The organism is Citrobacter sp. Cpo074, assembly GCF_030332745.1.
Classification (GTDB): Bacteria; Pseudomonadota; Gammaproteobacteria; order Enterobacterales; family Enterobacteriaceae; genus Citrobacter; species Citrobacter portucalensis.
In genome coordinates this window covers 47,554-62,197 of sequence record NZ_JAOWHG010000027.1, presented here as the reverse complement: position 1 = coordinate 62,197, position 14,644 = coordinate 47,554, and the positions used below count along the sequence as shown (strand labels likewise).

At 52.0% G+C, this 14,644-nt stretch carries 16 protein-coding genes; 9 read left to right on the top strand and 7 right to left on the bottom strand.

Annotated elements, in window-relative coordinates; genetic code table 11:
- The first annotated feature begins 81 nt into the window (after positions 1 to 81).
- Together dsbB and OGX83_RS04925 are read left to right on the top strand one after the other, a co-directional pair.
- A complete protein-coding gene (gene dsbB / locus OGX83_RS04930) occupies positions 82 to 612 on the top strand; it encodes a disulfide bond formation protein DsbB (RefSeq protein WP_003844060.1) in 531 nt (176 codons plus the stop codon).
- A gap of 110 nt (positions 613 to 722) precedes the next feature.
- Positions 723 to 1,064, top strand: a complete 342-nt coding sequence (locus OGX83_RS04925) for a TehB family protein (RefSeq protein WP_003020940.1) — start codon at positions 723 to 725, stop codon at positions 1,062 to 1,064.
- Positions 1,065 to 1,093: 29 nt separating this feature from the next.
- Here the strand turns inward: OGX83_RS04925 and ycgN are convergent, their stop codons facing one another.
- The 3 genes from ycgN to OGX83_RS04910 all read right to left on the bottom strand — a co-directional run bounded on the left by ycgN (position 1,094) and on the right by OGX83_RS04910 (position 2,655).
- Complete coding sequence (gene ycgN / locus OGX83_RS04920) at positions 1,094 to 1,540, bottom strand: cysteine cluster protein YcgN (RefSeq protein ID WP_003020944.1); 447 nt, start codon at positions 1,538 to 1,540, stop codon at positions 1,094 to 1,096.
- Positions 1,541 to 1,632: 92 nt separating this feature from the next.
- Entirely contained in the window at positions 1,633 to 2,292 is a 660-nt protein-coding gene (locus OGX83_RS04915; RefSeq protein WP_100272295.1) for a fumarylacetoacetate hydrolase family protein, read from the bottom strand.
- A 69-nt stretch (positions 2,293 to 2,361) separates the two neighbouring features.
- Positions 2,362 to 2,655, bottom strand: a complete 294-nt coding sequence (locus tag OGX83_RS04910; RefSeq protein ID WP_003833735.1) for a YcgL domain-containing protein — start codon at positions 2,653 to 2,655, stop codon at positions 2,362 to 2,364.
- 126 nt (positions 2,656 to 2,781) lie between these two features.
- Between OGX83_RS04910 and minC the strand changes: the two genes are divergently transcribed.
- The 3 genes from minC to minE are packed head-to-tail and all read left to right on the top strand — an operon-like array spanning position 2,782 to position 4,595.
- The gene (gene minC, locus OGX83_RS04905; protein WP_003833736.1) at positions 2,782 to 3,489 is read left to right on the top strand and encodes a septum site-determining protein MinC; all 708 of its coding nucleotides are present in this window, start codon (positions 2,782 to 2,784) and stop codon (positions 3,487 to 3,489) included.
- 23 nt (positions 3,490 to 3,512) lie between these two features.
- Positions 3,513 to 4,325, top strand: coding sequence for a septum site-determining protein MinD (minD, locus tag OGX83_RS04900; RefSeq protein WP_003020956.1), 813 nt, complete (start codon positions 3,513 to 3,515; stop codon positions 4,323 to 4,325).
- 3 nt (positions 4,326 to 4,328) lie between these two features.
- Positions 4,329 to 4,595 carry a cell division topological specificity factor MinE gene (gene minE / locus OGX83_RS04895; RefSeq protein WP_003833739.1) on the top strand — a complete coding sequence of 89 codons (267 nt, stop codon included), beginning with the start codon at positions 4,329 to 4,331 and terminating at the stop codon, positions 4,593 to 4,595.
- 86 nt (positions 4,596 to 4,681) lie between these two features.
- Here the strand turns inward: minE and OGX83_RS04890 are convergent, their stop codons facing one another.
- Positions 4,682 to 5,599 carry a LysR family transcriptional regulator gene (locus OGX83_RS04890; RefSeq protein ID WP_020996618.1) on the bottom strand — a complete coding sequence of 306 codons (918 nt, stop codon included), beginning with the start codon at positions 5,597 to 5,599 and terminating at the stop codon, positions 4,682 to 4,684.
- A 103-nt stretch (positions 5,600 to 5,702) separates the two neighbouring features.
- On the opposite strand from OGX83_RS04890, the gene OGX83_RS04885 reads away from it, so the two are divergent.
- The 4 genes from OGX83_RS04885 (at position 5,703) to OGX83_RS04870 (ending at position 10,844) form a co-directional block, all read left to right on the top strand.
- The gene (locus OGX83_RS04885) at positions 5,703 to 6,785 is read left to right on the top strand and encodes a tartrate dehydrogenase (RefSeq protein WP_079934746.1); all 1,083 of its coding nucleotides are present in this window, start codon (positions 5,703 to 5,705) and stop codon (positions 6,783 to 6,785) included.
- A gap of 251 nt (positions 6,786 to 7,036) precedes the next feature.
- A complete protein-coding gene (locus OGX83_RS04880) occupies positions 7,037 to 8,638 on the top strand; it encodes a BCCT family transporter (RefSeq protein ID WP_286587459.1) in 1,602 nt (533 codons plus the stop codon).
- Positions 8,639 to 8,682: 44 nt separating this feature from the next.
- Positions 8,683 to 9,807, top strand: a complete 1,125-nt coding sequence (gene yeaW, locus OGX83_RS04875; protein WP_286587456.1) for a carnitine monooxygenase, oxygenase subunit YeaW — start codon at positions 8,683 to 8,685, stop codon at positions 9,805 to 9,807.
- Between the two features lie 71 nt (positions 9,808 to 9,878).
- Entirely contained in the window at positions 9,879 to 10,844 is a 966-nt protein-coding gene (locus tag OGX83_RS04870) for a PDR/VanB family oxidoreductase (protein ID WP_079934745.1), read from the top strand.
- A 49-nt stretch (positions 10,845 to 10,893) separates the two neighbouring features.
- Here OGX83_RS04870 and rnd read toward each other — a convergent pair whose 3' ends face one another.
- From rnd to OGX83_RS04855, 3 genes are all read right to left on the bottom strand, one after another.
- On the bottom strand, positions 10,894 to 12,009 hold the full coding sequence (gene rnd, locus OGX83_RS04865; RefSeq protein ID WP_286587454.1) for a ribonuclease D: 1,116 nt from the start codon (positions 12,007 to 12,009) through the stop codon (positions 10,894 to 10,896).
- An 84-nt stretch (positions 12,010 to 12,093) separates the two neighbouring features.
- Positions 12,094 to 13,779: a long-chain-fatty-acid--CoA ligase FadD gene (gene fadD / locus OGX83_RS04860; protein WP_125362605.1), complete on the bottom strand. Its 1,686-nt coding sequence runs from the start codon at positions 13,777 to 13,779 to the stop codon at positions 12,094 to 12,096.
- Between the two features lie 204 nt (positions 13,780 to 13,983).
- Positions 13,984 to 14,568 (bottom strand): Slp family lipoprotein, encoded by a 585-nt coding sequence (locus tag OGX83_RS04855; RefSeq protein ID WP_003020975.1) that lies wholly within the window; start codon positions 14,566 to 14,568, stop codon positions 13,984 to 13,986.
- Between the last annotated feature and the right edge of the window lie 76 nt (positions 14,569 to 14,644).

Below are 14,644 nucleotides of genomic sequence, written 5' to 3'. Positions count from 1 at the left end.
CAAATTTTCAATTCCCGCTAGTGGCGCATAAAGTGAATTGGTTTAAACTGCGGTCTCTACGCATGTTGCAGGGAAATGATTATGTTGCGATTTTTAAACCAGTGCTCCCGAGGTCGTGGAGCATGGTTATTGTTGGCGTTAACCGCCTTTGCGCTGGAGCTCGTCGCGCTGTGGTTCCAGCACGTCATGCTGCTAAAACCTTGCGTGTTGTGTATTTACGAACGTAGCGCATTATTTGGCGTGATGGGTGCAGGGCTGGTGGGTGCTATCGCACCAAAAACACCGCTTCGCTATGTGGCGATGATAATCTGGATTTACAGTGCCTGGCGCGGACTTCAGTTAGCGTATGAGCACACCATGATTCAGCTGCACCCATCCCCGTTTATGACCTGTGATTTTGCCGCACGCTTCCCAAGCTGGCTGCCGCTGGACAAATGGCTGCCGCAGGTGTTTTTAGCGTCCGGTGACTGTGCTGAGCGCCAGTGGTCTTTTTTAACCCTGGAAATGCCGCAGTGGCTGTTGGGGATCTTCGCCGCCTACCTGGTGGTCGCCGTGCTGGTAGTGATAGCACAGCCGTTCAAACCGAAAAAACGTGACCTCTTCGGTCGCTAACAGAGACGCTCCTTCGGGAGCGTTTTTTTTGCCTTAAATTCATTGCCTGCTGGCATCTATAAGATGTATATTAAATACATCTTATAGATGCCACACCAAGGAGATGTCTTATGTCCCATTTACGCATCCCGGCAAACTGGAAAGTTAAACGCTCTACTCCCTTCTTCACGAAAGACAACGTCCCGGCAGCACTGCTTTCTCACCATAACACTGCAGCAGGCGTTTTTGGACAGCTTTGTGTGATGGAAGGTACGGTAACGTATTACGGCTTTGCCAATGAAGACGCAAAAGAGCCTGAAGTGAAAGTGGTGATTAATGCCGGTCAGTTTGCGACCAGTCCACCGCAGTACTGGCATCGCGTTGAATTAAGCGACGACGCGCAATTCAACATCAATTTCTGGGTTGAAGATGACAACCATGGCGATGAGATGTATCAGGCGAAAAAGTCTTAAGCCTTAACGCCTGCTAATCGATGGGCGGCTTAGTCCGCCCATGAAGGTTTGTTCAGAATATGATCCTGCCAGTCACGCACTTCCGATTCTTTCACCGCAATATGACGTACTGAAATACGTTCACCGTGCATCGCCGCTTTTGATCCCGTCAGCAGTGGATGCCACTCCGGCAGCCCTTTACCTTCCGCTAGCAGACGATACGCACAGGTCATCGGCAGCCATTCAAAGGTAGGCAGATTATCGCGCGTCAGTTTGATACAGTCAGGCTCGTACTCGAATCGGCGTTCGTAATTACGGCACTGACAGGTTTTGATATTGAGCTGCTTACACGCGACGTTAGTAAAATAGATTTCGTCGGTATCTTCATCCATCAGCTTATGCAGGCAGCATTGACCACACCCGTCACATAATGACTCCCACTCGGCATCGGTCATTTCATCCAGGGTTTTACTTTGCCAGAAAGGTATGTCGCTCATCAGGGTATCCGCTATTGCAATAAAGCTGCACCTTATAACCAGTCTGGCACGCTGATGCAAGTTTTGCCGCCCGAAAAGGCGGCAAGAAGAGATTACAGCACGCGTGTCGTCAGCGTTTGACCATGAAAACTGATAGCCAGTTCATCACCGCTGTTTAACGGCCCAACTCCTGCTGGCGTCCCCGTCAACACAACATCGCCCGCTTTGAGGGTAAAGAAACGACTCATGTAGGCAATCAAAGGAACGATGTGATGGATCATATCCGCCGTGGTGCCGTGCTGGCGCTGTTCACCGTTAACCGTTAACCCGAGCATCGTATCCTGAGGATCACCATTAAATTCCGCCACCGGAATAAACCCTGACAGCGGGCAAGAGTTATCAAAGCCCTTCGCTTTTTCCCACGGTTGCCCCGCCTTCTTCATTTTGCCCTGAATATCACGCAGGGTCAGATCCAACGCGACGCCATAGCCCGCAATGGCTTTGCGCACATGTTCTTCCGTCGCCTGACGTAGGGTCGCGCCAATCAAAACAGCCAGCTCAACTTCATGGTGAACCGCACCCATATCAGATGGGATCACCAGCGGCTGGCGTAAATCGCACAGCGCGGTTTCCGGTTTAATAAACAGCACCGGTTCTTCCGGAGGCGTTCCACCCATCTCTTTAATATGGTTGGCATAGTTACTCCCTACGCAAACCACCTTACTCACCGGATAATCCAGCAGAGCACCATGCCAGTTATGATGTTGATACATTACTTTCCCCTAACGTAGTTATCAATTTCAGGTACTGCATCGATGGGGCGTGCTGCTGCCGGATGCAGTTTAGCGTTTATCGTCTGGTGTATTTTGTTTCGTCGCGGCCAGATGCTGTTTAAGTAAATCTTCTGGCGGCGGTGGTATTTGTAAATAATAGCCCTGCTCGGTGAGTGCCTGTTTTACTTTTTCCAGATCGGCATTAACCAGCTTTTTACGGCCATCAAGCGGCAACATCATTGCCAGCGTCGGCTGACCAAATCCTTTCATCAGTTCTTCAGGAACTCGCGAGAAATCGTCTTTTTTTTCGACATATAAATAGGTCTGGTCACGTTTACTGCTTCGGTAGATCACACAAAACATATCTTTTACTCTGAATTCACGGAATGGTGGCTTGCCTCAATATAATACTGACTATAACATGCCTTATAGTCTTCGGAATATCACCCCGCGCTGGGGATGATAAATAGCAAATTGAGTAAGGCCAGGATGTCAAACACGCCAATCGAGCTTAAAGGCAGTAGCTTCACCTTATCAGTGGTTCATTTACATGAAGCAGAACCCGAGGTTATTCGTCAGGCGTTGGAAGACAAAATCGCGCAGGCACCTGCTTTTTTAAAACATGCTCCCGTAGTGGTTAACGTGAGTGGTCTTGAAAGCCCGGTAAACTGGTCAGCGCTGCAGAAGGTTGTCGCGTCTACCGGATTGCGCATTATCGGCGTTAGCGGATGCAAAGACGCCAGACTCAAGGCTGAAATCGACGAAATGGGTCTTCCTTTACTGACTGAAGGTAAAGAAAAAGCTATTCGTCCTGCGCCCGTTGAGGCCCCGGCTCCCGTCGCTCCGCCACAAAACGTTACTCCCATCACAAAAACACGATTAATAAATGTGCCGGTTCGTTCCGGTCAGCGCATTTATGCACCACAATGTGATCTGATTGTTACAAGCCACGTCAGTGCAGGCGCAGAGCTTATCGCTGATGGCAATATTCATGTTTATGGAATGATGAGAGGCCGTGCGTTGGCAGGCGCAAGCGGTGACCGGGAAGCGCAAATTTTTTGTACCCATCTGACGGCAGAACTGGTGTCTATCGCAGGTGTTTATTGGCTGAGTGATAAAATCCCAGCAGAATTTTATGGCAAAGCGGCACGTCTGCAATTAGCAGAGAACGCTTTGACAGTTCAACCGTTGAATTGATCCCTTTTTAACAAGGAATTTCTATGGCACGCATTATTGTTGTTACTTCGGGTAAAGGGGGCGTTGGCAAAACCACCTCCAGCGCGGCCATCGCTACAGGTTTGGCCCAGAAGGGAAAGAAAACTGTCGTTATTGATTTTGATATCGGCCTGCGTAATCTTGATCTGATTATGGGTTGTGAACGCCGCGTCGTTTACGACTTCGTCAACGTTATTCAGGGCGATGCGTCGTTAAATCAGGCGCTAATCAAAGATAAGCGTACCGAAAATCTCTTTATTCTTCCGGCCTCACAAACTCGCGATAAAGACGCGCTGACGCGTGAAGGCGTCGCGAAAGTTCTGGACGATCTGAAAACGATGGAATTCGACTTCATCGTCTGCGACTCTCCGGCGGGTATTGAAACCGGTGCGCTGATGGCCCTGTATTTTGCCGATGAAGCGATTATTACCACCAACCCGGAAGTCTCCTCTGTACGTGACTCTGACCGTATACTGGGTATTCTGGCGTCGAAATCTCGTCGCGCGGAAAACGGTGAAGATCCGATTAAAGAGCATTTGTTGCTGACGCGCTACAACCCTGGCCGCGTTAATAAAGGTGACATGCTGAGCATGGAAGACGTACTGGAAATTCTGCGAATCAAGCTGGTTGGCGTGATTCCTGAAGATCAGTCAGTCCTGCGCGCGTCTAACCAGGGTGAGCCGGTTATTCTCGACATCAATGCTGATGCCGGTAAAGCCTATGCTGATACCGTAGACCGTCTGTTGGGAGAAGAACGTCCTTTCCGCTTCATTGAAGAAGAGAAGAAAGGTTTCCTCAAACGCCTGTTCGGAGGATAAGTTATGGCATTACTGGATTTTTTTCTCTCGCGGAAAAAGAGCACAGCGAACATCGCTAAAGAGCGACTGCAGATTATTGTTGCGGAACGTCGTCGTAGTGACGCCGAGCCACATTATTTACCGCAGCTGCGTAAGGATATTCTCGACGTTATCTGTAAGTATGTACAAATTGATCCCGAAATGGTCACGGTACAACTTGAACAAAAAGACGGCGATATTTCGATCCTCGAACTTAACGTGACATTACCTGAAGCAGAAGAGTCTAAATAAGCTCTTTTGTCGCTAAATCATGGTTACGAAAAAGGCAGATTATTCTGCCTTTTTTATTTTCTGTCTCTGACTAACCTATCGAGCATTTATTCCAAAGTAAACTTTGGGTAGTTTTCGGCAAAATAGCGGCGTAAATACTCAACCGTAATACGGATTTTTGCCGACGTCGCCAGCCGGGAGACATAAACCGCCCATATATTGGCGGGTTGATAATACTCAGGCAATATATGCACCAGATGTCCGCTGGCAATGTTGTCGCAAACGTCCCACCACGAACGCAAAGCAATTCCCTGCCCATCCAGACACCATTGATGTACCACTTCGCCATGGTTAGACGACAGCGGCCCCGTAACCTTTATTGAGTGTGCGCCCTCTTTATTACGCATTTGCCAGATACCAAACGGATGGTCACGTTCTTTAATAACCAGGCAGGGGAAAGTAGAAAGATCGTTCAGTTGTTTCGGCACTCCATGCCGCGCCACAAATTCCGGCGAGGCGCACAGAATACGATAGTTAGTCGCCAGCTTGCGGGCAATCAGGTTCGGCGCGATATCATCCCCGATACGAATATCGAGATCGACGCCCTCATTGACCATATCGACCAGACGGTCTTCAACATCGAACCTCAGTTCTAACTGCGGGTACTCTTTTGCCAGCGCAGACAGCGCCGGAGCGACCACCCGGCGGCCAAAACCAAAGCTACTGATAATTCGTAGCATCCCCTGCGGGATCTGCCTGGCATCGGACAGCTCGTCCATCATCTGATCGACATCCTGCAGGATCCGCTGTGCCCATTCGTAGATCCGCTCCCCCTCTTCCGTGATGGTTACGCGCCGCGTTGTTCGGTGCAACAGCACCACGTTCAGCGTTTGCTCCAACAGGGCAACGCGCTTACTGATAAAAGCCGGAGATACGCCCAGCTCTTCGGCAACGGCGGCAAATCCCGCACGACGTGCAACCAGCATAAAGACGCGTAAATCATTTAGCAGCGGCAGATTATTCATGATCTGTGTTTTATGTTTCACCAGTTAGGGGGATTAACTATTAATCAGTCAATTATAGGATACGGGGAAAGTCAATTTTGATGGCGTACAAGTGAGAGCTGCTATGAAGAAAACCTGTCGTATTGCCGCTATCCCCGGAGATGGCATTGGTAAAGAAGTCCTGCCTGAAGGCATTCAGGTGTTGCAGGCAGCCGCCGAGCGTTGGGGGTTGTCACTCAGCTTTGAGCAAATGGAATGGGCCAGCTGCGAGTACTACGCCCATCACGGAAAGATGATGCCGGATGACTGGCACGAGCAGTTACAATCCTTCGATGCTATCTATTTTGGTGCCGTTGGCTGGCCGGAAACCGTACCGGACCACATCTCATTATGGGGCTCGCTGCTTAAGTTTCGCCGCGAATTCGACCAGTATGTCAACCTGCGCCCGGTACGCCTGTTTCCGGGCGTACCTTGCCCACTGGCAGGTAAGCAGCCTGGCGACATCGATTTCTATGTGGTGCGCGAGAACACCGAGGGAGAATACTCTTCACTCGGCGGACGCGTAAGCGAAGGTACAGAACACGAAGTGGTTATCCAGGAGTCGGTCTTCACCCGTCGCGGTGTGGATCGAATTTTGCGTTACGCTTTCGAGCTGGCGCAAAACCGCCCGCGCAAAACCCTGACCTCGGCGACCAAATCCAACGGCCTGGCCATCAGCATGCCGTACTGGGACGAGCGTGTAGAAGCAATGGCGGCTCACTATCCCGAGATCCGTTGGGATAAACAGCATATTGATATACTCTGCGCCCGCTTTGTGATGCAGCCGGAGCGTTTTGACGTGGTGGTTGCCTCCAACCTGTTTGGCGACATCCTCTCCGATCTCGGTCCAGCCTGTACCGGAACGATTGGCATTGCGCCTTCAGCCAACTTAAACCCGGAACGCACCTTCCCGTCTCTGTTCGAGCCAGTACACGGTTCGGCCCCCGATATCTACGGCAAGAACCTCGCCAACCCTATAGCGACTATCTGGGCTGGCGCCATGATGCTCGACTTCCTTGGCAACGGTGATGCTAACTATAAAGCCGCCCACGACGGTATTCTGGCGGCAATTGAGCAGGTTATTGCCAGCGGCCCGAAAACACCGGATATGAAAGGCAATGCCACCACCCAACAGGTTGGCGAGGCCATCTCTCGGGCATTGCGTTAGAGGTCAAACCACGGAATATGAGCCGCGTCACTGACGCGGCTTTTTTATGCTTTTTATGGCACCAATAACCTGCGCCAATTCACCTTTTATTATTTCCGTTCTGTGTTTTATTGCTTCACGCATCGAGCAATTGTTTAATTCATGTAAAGAACAAATAATAAAATTGTTAAATACAAGATCACTGATTCCCTACAGCATGATAACAACGACAGGCTAATGCCATACGCGGGCAACTGTGCCCAGGAGATCCCATGTTGAGCAACGTTAAGAAAAAAGACATGCCGCTGATAGCCATCAGTCTGGTGGCTATTCTTTTCATCGCCGCCACACTTAGTCTCTTCCCTCAGCAGTCTGCACAAGTCGCAAATACCCTTTTTAACGGCGTTACCCGGATGCTGGGTTCCGCCGTGCAGATCCTCGTTCTGATGGCGATGGGTCTGGTCGTCTGGCTGGCCACCAGCAAATACGGCAACATTCGTCTGGGAGAAGGAAAAGCGGAATACAGCACGCTGTCCTGGCTGTTTATGTTTATTTGTGCCGGACTAGGTTCCTCCACGCTCTATTGGGGCGTTGCTGAGTGGGCCTATTATTACCAGACCCCAGGTCTGAATATCGCTCCGCACTCGCAAAAAGCGCTGGAATACAGCTTACCCTACTCTTTTTTCCATTGGGGAATCAGCGCCTGGGCGACCTATACGCTGGCTTCATTAACCATGGCCTACCACTTTCATGTGCGGAAAAACAAAGGGCTGAGCCTGTCCGGAATAATCGCCGCTATCACCGGCGTGCATCCGCAGGGCGTCTGGGGCCGGCTGGTTGATTTGATGTTCCTGATCGCCACAGTTGGCGCGTTAACCATCTCTCTGGTTGTCACCGCCGCCACCTTTACCCGTGGTTTATCGGCTCTCACAGGTTTACCGGATAATTTCACCTTACAGGCGTTTGTTATCCTGTTCTCTGGCGGCATTTTCTGTCTGAGCTCCTGGATTGGCATCAACAACGGCTTGCAACGTCTGAGCAAAATGGTCGGCTGGGGGGCGTTTTTACTGCCGCTGCTGGTGCTGATTGTCGGCCCGACCGAGTTCATCACCAACAACATCATTAACGCCATCGGTCTGACGACACAAAACTTTTTGCAGATGAGTCTGTTCACCGACCCGCTCGGCAACGGTGAGTTCACCCGCAACTGGACGGTGTTCTATTGGCTGTGGTGGATCTCCTACACCCCTGGCGTGGCAATGTTTGTCACTCGCGTATCCCGTGGTCGCAAAATCAAAGAGGTTATCTGGGCGTTAATCCTGGGTAGTACCGTTGGCTGCTGGTTCTTCTTTGGCGTGATGGAAAGCTACTCCATTCACCAATTTGTGAACGGTGTGATCGACGTACCGCAGGTTATGGCCACGTTAGGCGGCGAAACAGCCGTACAGCAAGTGTTGATGTCGTTGCCTGCCGGGAAACTGTTCCTGGTGGCGTATCTGGCGATCATGATTATTTTTCTCGCCTCGCATATGGATGCCGTCGCCTACACCATGGCGGCCACCAGCACGCGTAACCTGCAGGAAGGGGAAGATCCGCAGCGTAGCTTACGTCTGTTCTGGTGCGTGGTCATCACCCTGATCCCATTATCAATTTTGTTCACCGGCGCGTCCCTGGAAACCATGAAGACCACGGTGGTTCTGACCGCACTTCCCTTCCTCGCCATTCTGTTGGTGAAGGTTGGCGGTTTTCTTCGCTGGGTACGGCAGGACTATGCCCACGTTCCTGCACATCAAATTGAAGGTCATCTCCCCGAAACGCCAGTGGACGTCCCCGTCGCACCACCGGCCGGGACATTACTCAAAGGCGACAACTAAGCGCCAGTAAAAAATCCTCTTACTCACAAATTAAAGGTATTCCAATGAGCAATCTGAGCCCTGAGTTTATTCTGCCGCAAAATTTCTGTGCCAACCCGCAGGACGCCTGGACTATCCCTGCCCGGTTCTATACCGACCATCAGGCCTTCGAGCACGAGCAGGAGAAAGTGTTCGCTAAGAGCTGGATTTGCGTCGCCCACAGTAGCGAACTGGCGAAACCCAATGACTATGTAACCCGGGAAGTGATTGGCGAGAACATCGTGCTGGTACGTGGTCGCGATAACGTGCTGCGCGCGTTCTACAACGTTTGCCCGCATCGTGGTCATCAACTGTTGAGCGGCGAAGGGAAAGCGAATAATGTGATTACCTGCCCTTACCACGCCTGGGCATTCAAGCTTGACGGTAACCTGGCGCATGCACGTAACTGCGAAAACGTTGCCAACTTCGACAGTGAGAAAGCACATCTCACCCCGGTACGGCTGGAAGAATATGCCGGATTCGTGTTTATCAACATGGATCCGAACGCAGGCAGCGTAGAAGAACAACTCCCAGGTCTTGCAGACAAAGTTATCGAAGCCTGCCCTGATGTGCATGACCTGAAGCTGGCGGCGCGCTTTACGACCCGAACTCCAGCCAACTGGAAGAATATTGTCGATAACTATCTGGAGTGCTACCACTGCGGCCCGGCTCACCCTGGTTTTTCCGACTCGGTTCAGGTTGATCGTTACTGGCATACTATGCACGGCAACTGGACGCTACAATACGGTTTCGCCAAACCGTCTGAGCAGTCATTTAAGTTCGAAGAGGGTGTTGATGCCGCCTTCCACGGTTTCTGGCTGTGGCCGTGCACCATGCTCAACGTTACGCCAATCAAAGGCATGATGACCGTTATCTACGAATTTCCAGTGGATGCAGAAACTACGCTGCAAAACTATGACATCTACTTCACCAACGAAGAGCTGACCGAAGAGCAGAAACAACTGATCGAATGGTATCGCAACGTCTTCCGCCCTGAAGATTTACGTCTGGTTGAAAGCGTCCAAAAAGGGTTGAAATCGCGCGGGTATCGCGGTCAGGGCCGCATTATGGCCGACACCAGCGGCAGCGGTATCTCCGAACATGGCATTGCCCATTTCCATAATCTGGTCGCGCAGGTGTTTCAGGAATAACCAGAGGCTGTAACGACAGGTTCCGGCGCATCGTCAAGCCGCGCCGGACAGATTTTTTAGGGAGTGCCGCAATGTCTGATTATCAAATGCAAGAAGTCCGGGTCAGCCGGATTGAGACGATTACCGCGCAGGTAAAACGCTTTACCTTAACGGCGACATCAGGCGAGCCGTTGCCCGCGTTTCAGGGTGGCAGCCATATTATCGTGCAGATGCGCGATGGCGAGAATCTGTACAGCAATGCATACTCGCTGATGAGTTCACCCTTTGATACGAGCACCTGGCAAATCGCCGTACGACTGGAGGAAGCATCCAAAGGCGGCTCACGATATCTGCATCAAAACGTGAAACCCGGCGACACGCTCACGATCTCCACACCAAACAATCTGTTCGCCCTCGCTCCTCAGGCACAACAACATCTGTTGATTGCTGGAGGTATCGGCATCACACCGTTTTTATCGCATATCCCGGAGCTGGAACATTCTAAGGCGCAATGGCAACTGCATTATTGCTCTCCCAGTCAGGACAACTGCGCGTTTTATGACGAACTTCTGCAACACCCCAGCGTCGATCGTATTCATCTGCATCTGTCAAGCGCAGGGACCCGCCTTGATTTATCTCGCCTGCTGGCCGATGTCGAACCCGGCACACATATTTACACCTGCGGGCCAGCAGTGCTCAACGATGCCGTCAGAGAAGCGGCTTCCCTCCATAGACTGGACAGCAATACGCTACATTTCGAACAATTTGCGCTGGAAGATAAAAGCGGTGATGCCTTTACCCTGATTCTGGCGCGTTCAGGACGCGAGTTTGTGGTCCCGGAAGAGATGACCATTTTGCAGGTTATCGAAAATAACAAAGCCGCGCGCGTTGAGTGCCTGTGCCGGGAAGGTGTTTGCGGCACCTGTGAAACGACGATTCTTGAAGGGGAAGCGGATCACCGCGATCAGTATTTCAGCGACGACGAAAAAGCCAGCCAGCAAAGCATGCTTATTTGCTGCTCACGCGCCAAAGGTAAGCGCCTGGTGCTTGATTTGTAGCGTTGCGCAGGCCGGGTTAGCAATGGCGCAACCCGGCGAGCCTGGTGACTTACTGCGAATATTCCTGCAGCAGCGCGTTGAGACGATCGGACATCAGTTCGCCACGCCAACCGGAAACCAACTCCGGCAGGGTCTGCTGCGGCTTTAATTTCCAGTGCCAGTTGAGTAGCTGGTTGATTTGACGGCGTGAAGCCAGCAGTTCGACGCTAAGATTATGCTCAGTACTCACCTCGGCAACCAGCGCCTTAATGGCTTTAAACGCTTTGCGGTATCCAGGCATATCCATCAAATTCAGCAGCGGCTGTGGCAGTGATTCTTCCGGTAAAGCCTGCGCTTTTTCTACCAGAGAAATCAGCGTTTTGCCGTGGAAGCGAATTTCACTACCGGAAAGGCCGAGGCTGTCCAGTTCACCCAGACTCCCTGGCATATAACGAGCGACCGCCCACAGGTGTTCTTCACGCACCACAAAGTTCACCGCCAGATCGCGCTCACGCGCTTTACGCAGTCGCCAGTCGGCAAGCAGTTGCAGGCAGGCCAACTGACGGGTACGCAGTTGCCAGGCGTTGGTGATGTCGCGCCATGCGTCTTCAGGCGCCAGAACCTCCTGGCGACGCTGCTGCATTAAGCGACATTCGTCCAGTGCGGCTGGCAGCCAGCCGCTGGCTTCAGTTTCAACCATCAGTTTTGTGGTGATCGGTAATAGATACCAGACATCAGCCGCCGCGTACTCACACTGACGCTCGGTCAGCGGTCTGGCCAGCCAGTCGGTGCGGGATTCGCTTTTGTCCAGCGCCACCCCCGTAAACTCTTCCACCATCGCGGCAAACCCCCACGACAGCGGACGACCGCAAAAAGCAGCCAGAATTTGTGTATCAATCAACGGCTGCGGCAGTTCGCCAAAAGCGTTGAGAAACACTTCCAGATCTTCGCTACCTGCATGCAGGAATTTGGTGATGGCAGTATCACGCAGAATATCGCGCAGCGGCGACCAGTCGGTGATCCCCTGCGGATCAATCAGAGCAACGTGTTTGCCATCAAACAGCTGGATCAGCCCCAACTGCGGATAATAGGTACGCGTGCGAACAAATTCTGTATCCAGGGCTATCGCCGGAAATTCACGGACGGCTTCGCACAGCGTGGCCAACGCGTCGTCCGTGGTGATCATTTGATAATTCAAATCGTGCTCTCTTAGGTTTGCGCCAAAAAAAACGCCGGATTTCCCGGCGTTTTCTACTGGCTGACTTAACGCTCAGCCTTTATTGTCCACTTTGGCACGCGCTTCGTCACGTAATTCTCGTCGCAAAATTTTACCAACGTTAGATTTCGGCAACTCATCGCGAAACTCCACCAGCTTTGGTACTTTATAGCCCGTCAGGTGACGACGACAGAAAGTGACCAGCGCGTCATCGGTTAACGAGGCATCTTTCTTCACCACGAAAATTTTCACCGCTTCACCGCTGCTGCCGGACGGAACCCCAACAGCAGCCACTTCCTGCACGCCAGGGTGTTGCATAACCACGTCTTCAATTTCATTAGGGTAGACGTTAAAGCCGGACACCAGGATCATATCTTTCTTACGATCGACAATACGCAGGAAGCCTTCATCATCCATCACCGCAATATCGCCGGTGTGCAGCCAGCCGTCTTTGATGATTTCGTCAGTGGCGTCTGGTCGCTGCCAGTAGCCCAGCATCACCTGTGGACCTTTCACACACAGCTCACCCGGTTCTCCCGGCGGCACTTCGTTGTCGTCGTCGTCCACCAGCTTGACCTCAGTGGAGGGAACCGGTAAACCGATACTTCCGCTGTGGTAGTCAATATCGTGAGGGTTAACACTCACCAGCGGCGCGCACTCCGTCAGGCCATAACCTTCCAGAAGATACTGCCCTGTCAGCTTCACCCAGCGCTCAGCCACTGCCTGTTGAACCGGCATTCCGCCACCTGCTGAAAGGTGCAGTGACGAGAAGTCCAGTTGCTGAAACTCTTTGTTATTCAGCAGCGCGTTAAACAGCGTATTGACGCCGGTCATCGCGGTAAACGGATACTTCGCCAGCTCTTTTACCAGCCCCGGAATATCACGCGGGTTAGTAATCAGCAGGTTTTGACCACCCAGCTCAATAAACAGCAGGCAGTTCATCGTCAGCGCAAAAATGTGATACAGCGGTAGAGCCGTTACCACCAGTTCTTTGCCCGGATGCAGCAACGGGCCGTAGGTGGCGTTAACCTGCTCCAGGTTAGCCAGCATGTTGCGGTGCGTGAGCATCGCGCCTTTCGCCACGCCGGTTGTCCCGCCGGTATATTGCAGGAACGCCAGATCTTCCGACACCACTTCGGGTTTCACATACTGCATGCGATAGCCGTTTTGCAGCGCACTGCGAAACGAGATGGCATCCGGCAGGTGATACTTCGGCACCAGGCGCTTGATGTACTTCACGACAAAGTTAACCAGCGTTCCTTTGGCGGTCGACAGCTGATCGCCCATACGCGTCAGGATCACGTGTTGCACCGACGTTTTGTCGACCACTTTTTCCAGCGTGTGGGCAAAGTTGGACACGATGACAATCGCCGACGCGCCGCTATCGTTGAGCTGATGTTCCAGCTCGCGAGGCGTATACAACGGGTTCACATTCACGACGATCATGCCGGCACGTAAAATCCCAAACAGTGCGACCGGATATTGCAGCAGATTCGGCATCATCAGCGCGACGCGATCGCCCTTTTTCAGCCCGAGCCCCTGTTGTAAATAAGCGGCAAACGCACGGCTACGCTCTTCAAGCTTGCGGAAGGTCATCACCTCCCCCATGTTTACAAACGCGGGCTGATCGGCATAGCGTCTTACTGAGTGTTCAAAGAGTTCCACCAGGGATTGATAACGGTCAGGATTGATCTCCGCAGGAACACCAGCGGGATAACGGTTAAGCCAAACCTTTTTCAATACATCACCTCTAAAATGCGTATTCGTCGTCATCACAACCCCAGGCAATAAACAAACTGTTAACATAATATTAACTCAGCGTACCAGTTTGTTTATTACACAACGACAAGGTTGCGAAGCACGTCACTATTTATTTTTCTTATATCCACGTTAATGCAGAAACAGCGGACGAGCCGCTGTTTCTTTTACCAATAAAACAAAGAGTTACTCTGTTACTATGGTCTGAACCTGTGCCGGGCCGGGATTGTACCAGCCCCATCCGCCGTAGCCGCCGTAAGGCCAGCCACGCGCACCGTAGAACCAGGGGTCGATAGGCTGAGGCGGCATGACAATCTGCTGAGTAATATGCCAACGTTTATAACCAGTTACCTGCATCAGCATGAATTTATACGGCGTATTACCGATTTTTCCGTCCACCGTACCGCTTATCGGGCCGACGACGGTGACCAGTTGCCCGCGAAAGTCCACCGGGTCAAGGAAGCCATTTACATCAGCATATATCCGCCCACGAGAGGCTTCACCCAGCACGGGGCGTGCACCGCTATCGAGCGGAACGGTGGCAATTTCCAGACGGGATTTTCCCTGCTGGTTCTGAATATCCACCACTTTGCCGCCGAAACGCGCTTCCTGTCCGACATACAGCTGCGGCGCATTCATCACCCGCACCAGATCCTGCTGCGGCATCGGGCTCGAACCTTTAATCGCATCCGGGATGGTGACGCAGCCGCTAAGCATTAACGCTAAGGCCCCCGCCAACACACCTTTCAATAACTGCTTTTGCACCGCCATATTGTGACTCCCTTTTCTTAGCTTCTGCCCCGGCCTGTTCACAATGCTGTGCACTGACGACTGTACGTCTTAGCCG

What these genes read in the sequence shown, in the direction of transcription:
- rnd (WP_286587454.1), bottom strand. Translation starts at nt 12,009, where the DNA reads ATGATCACCACGGACGACGCGTTGGCCACGCTGTGCGAAGCCGTCCGT.
- yeaW (WP_286587456.1), top strand. Translation starts at nt 8,683, where the DNA reads ATGAGCAATCTGAGCCCTGAGTTTATTCTGCCGCAAAATTTCTGTGCC.
- OGX83_RS04910 (WP_003833735.1), bottom strand. Translation starts at nt 2,655, where the DNA reads ATGTTTTGTGTGATCTACCGAAGCAGTAAACGTGACCAGACCTATTTA.
- OGX83_RS04880 (WP_286587459.1), top strand. Translation starts at nt 7,037, where the DNA reads ATGTTGAGCAACGTTAAGAAAAAAGACATGCCGCTGATAGCCATCAGT.
- OGX83_RS04885 (WP_079934746.1), top strand. Translation starts at nt 5,703, where the DNA reads ATGAAGAAAACCTGTCGTATTGCCGCTATCCCCGGAGATGGCATTGGT.
- OGX83_RS04890 (WP_020996618.1), bottom strand. Translation starts at nt 5,599, where the DNA reads ATGAATAATCTGCCGCTGCTAAATGATTTACGCGTCTTTATGCTGGTT.
- OGX83_RS04870 (WP_079934745.1), top strand. Translation starts at nt 9,879, where the DNA reads ATGTCTGATTATCAAATGCAAGAAGTCCGGGTCAGCCGGATTGAGACG.
- OGX83_RS04915 (WP_100272295.1), bottom strand. Translation starts at nt 2,292, where the DNA reads ATGTATCAACATCATAACTGGCATGGTGCTCTGCTGGATTATCCGGTG.
- dsbB (WP_003844060.1), top strand. Translation starts at nt 82, where the DNA reads ATGTTGCGATTTTTAAACCAGTGCTCCCGAGGTCGTGGAGCATGGTTA.
- ycgN (WP_003020944.1), bottom strand. Translation starts at nt 1,540, where the DNA reads ATGAGCGACATACCTTTCTGGCAAAGTAAAACCCTGGATGAAATGACC.
- minC (WP_003833736.1), top strand. Translation starts at nt 2,782, where the DNA reads ATGTCAAACACGCCAATCGAGCTTAAAGGCAGTAGCTTCACCTTATCA.
- OGX83_RS04855 (WP_003020975.1), bottom strand. Translation starts at nt 14,568, where the DNA reads ATGGCGGTGCAAAAGCAGTTATTGAAAGGTGTGTTGGCGGGGGCCTTA.
- OGX83_RS04925 (WP_003020940.1), top strand. Translation starts at nt 723, where the DNA reads ATGTCCCATTTACGCATCCCGGCAAACTGGAAAGTTAAACGCTCTACT.
- minD (WP_003020956.1), top strand. Translation starts at nt 3,513, where the DNA reads ATGGCACGCATTATTGTTGTTACTTCGGGTAAAGGGGGCGTTGGCAAA.
- minE (WP_003833739.1), top strand. Translation starts at nt 4,329, where the DNA reads ATGGCATTACTGGATTTTTTTCTCTCGCGGAAAAAGAGCACAGCGAAC.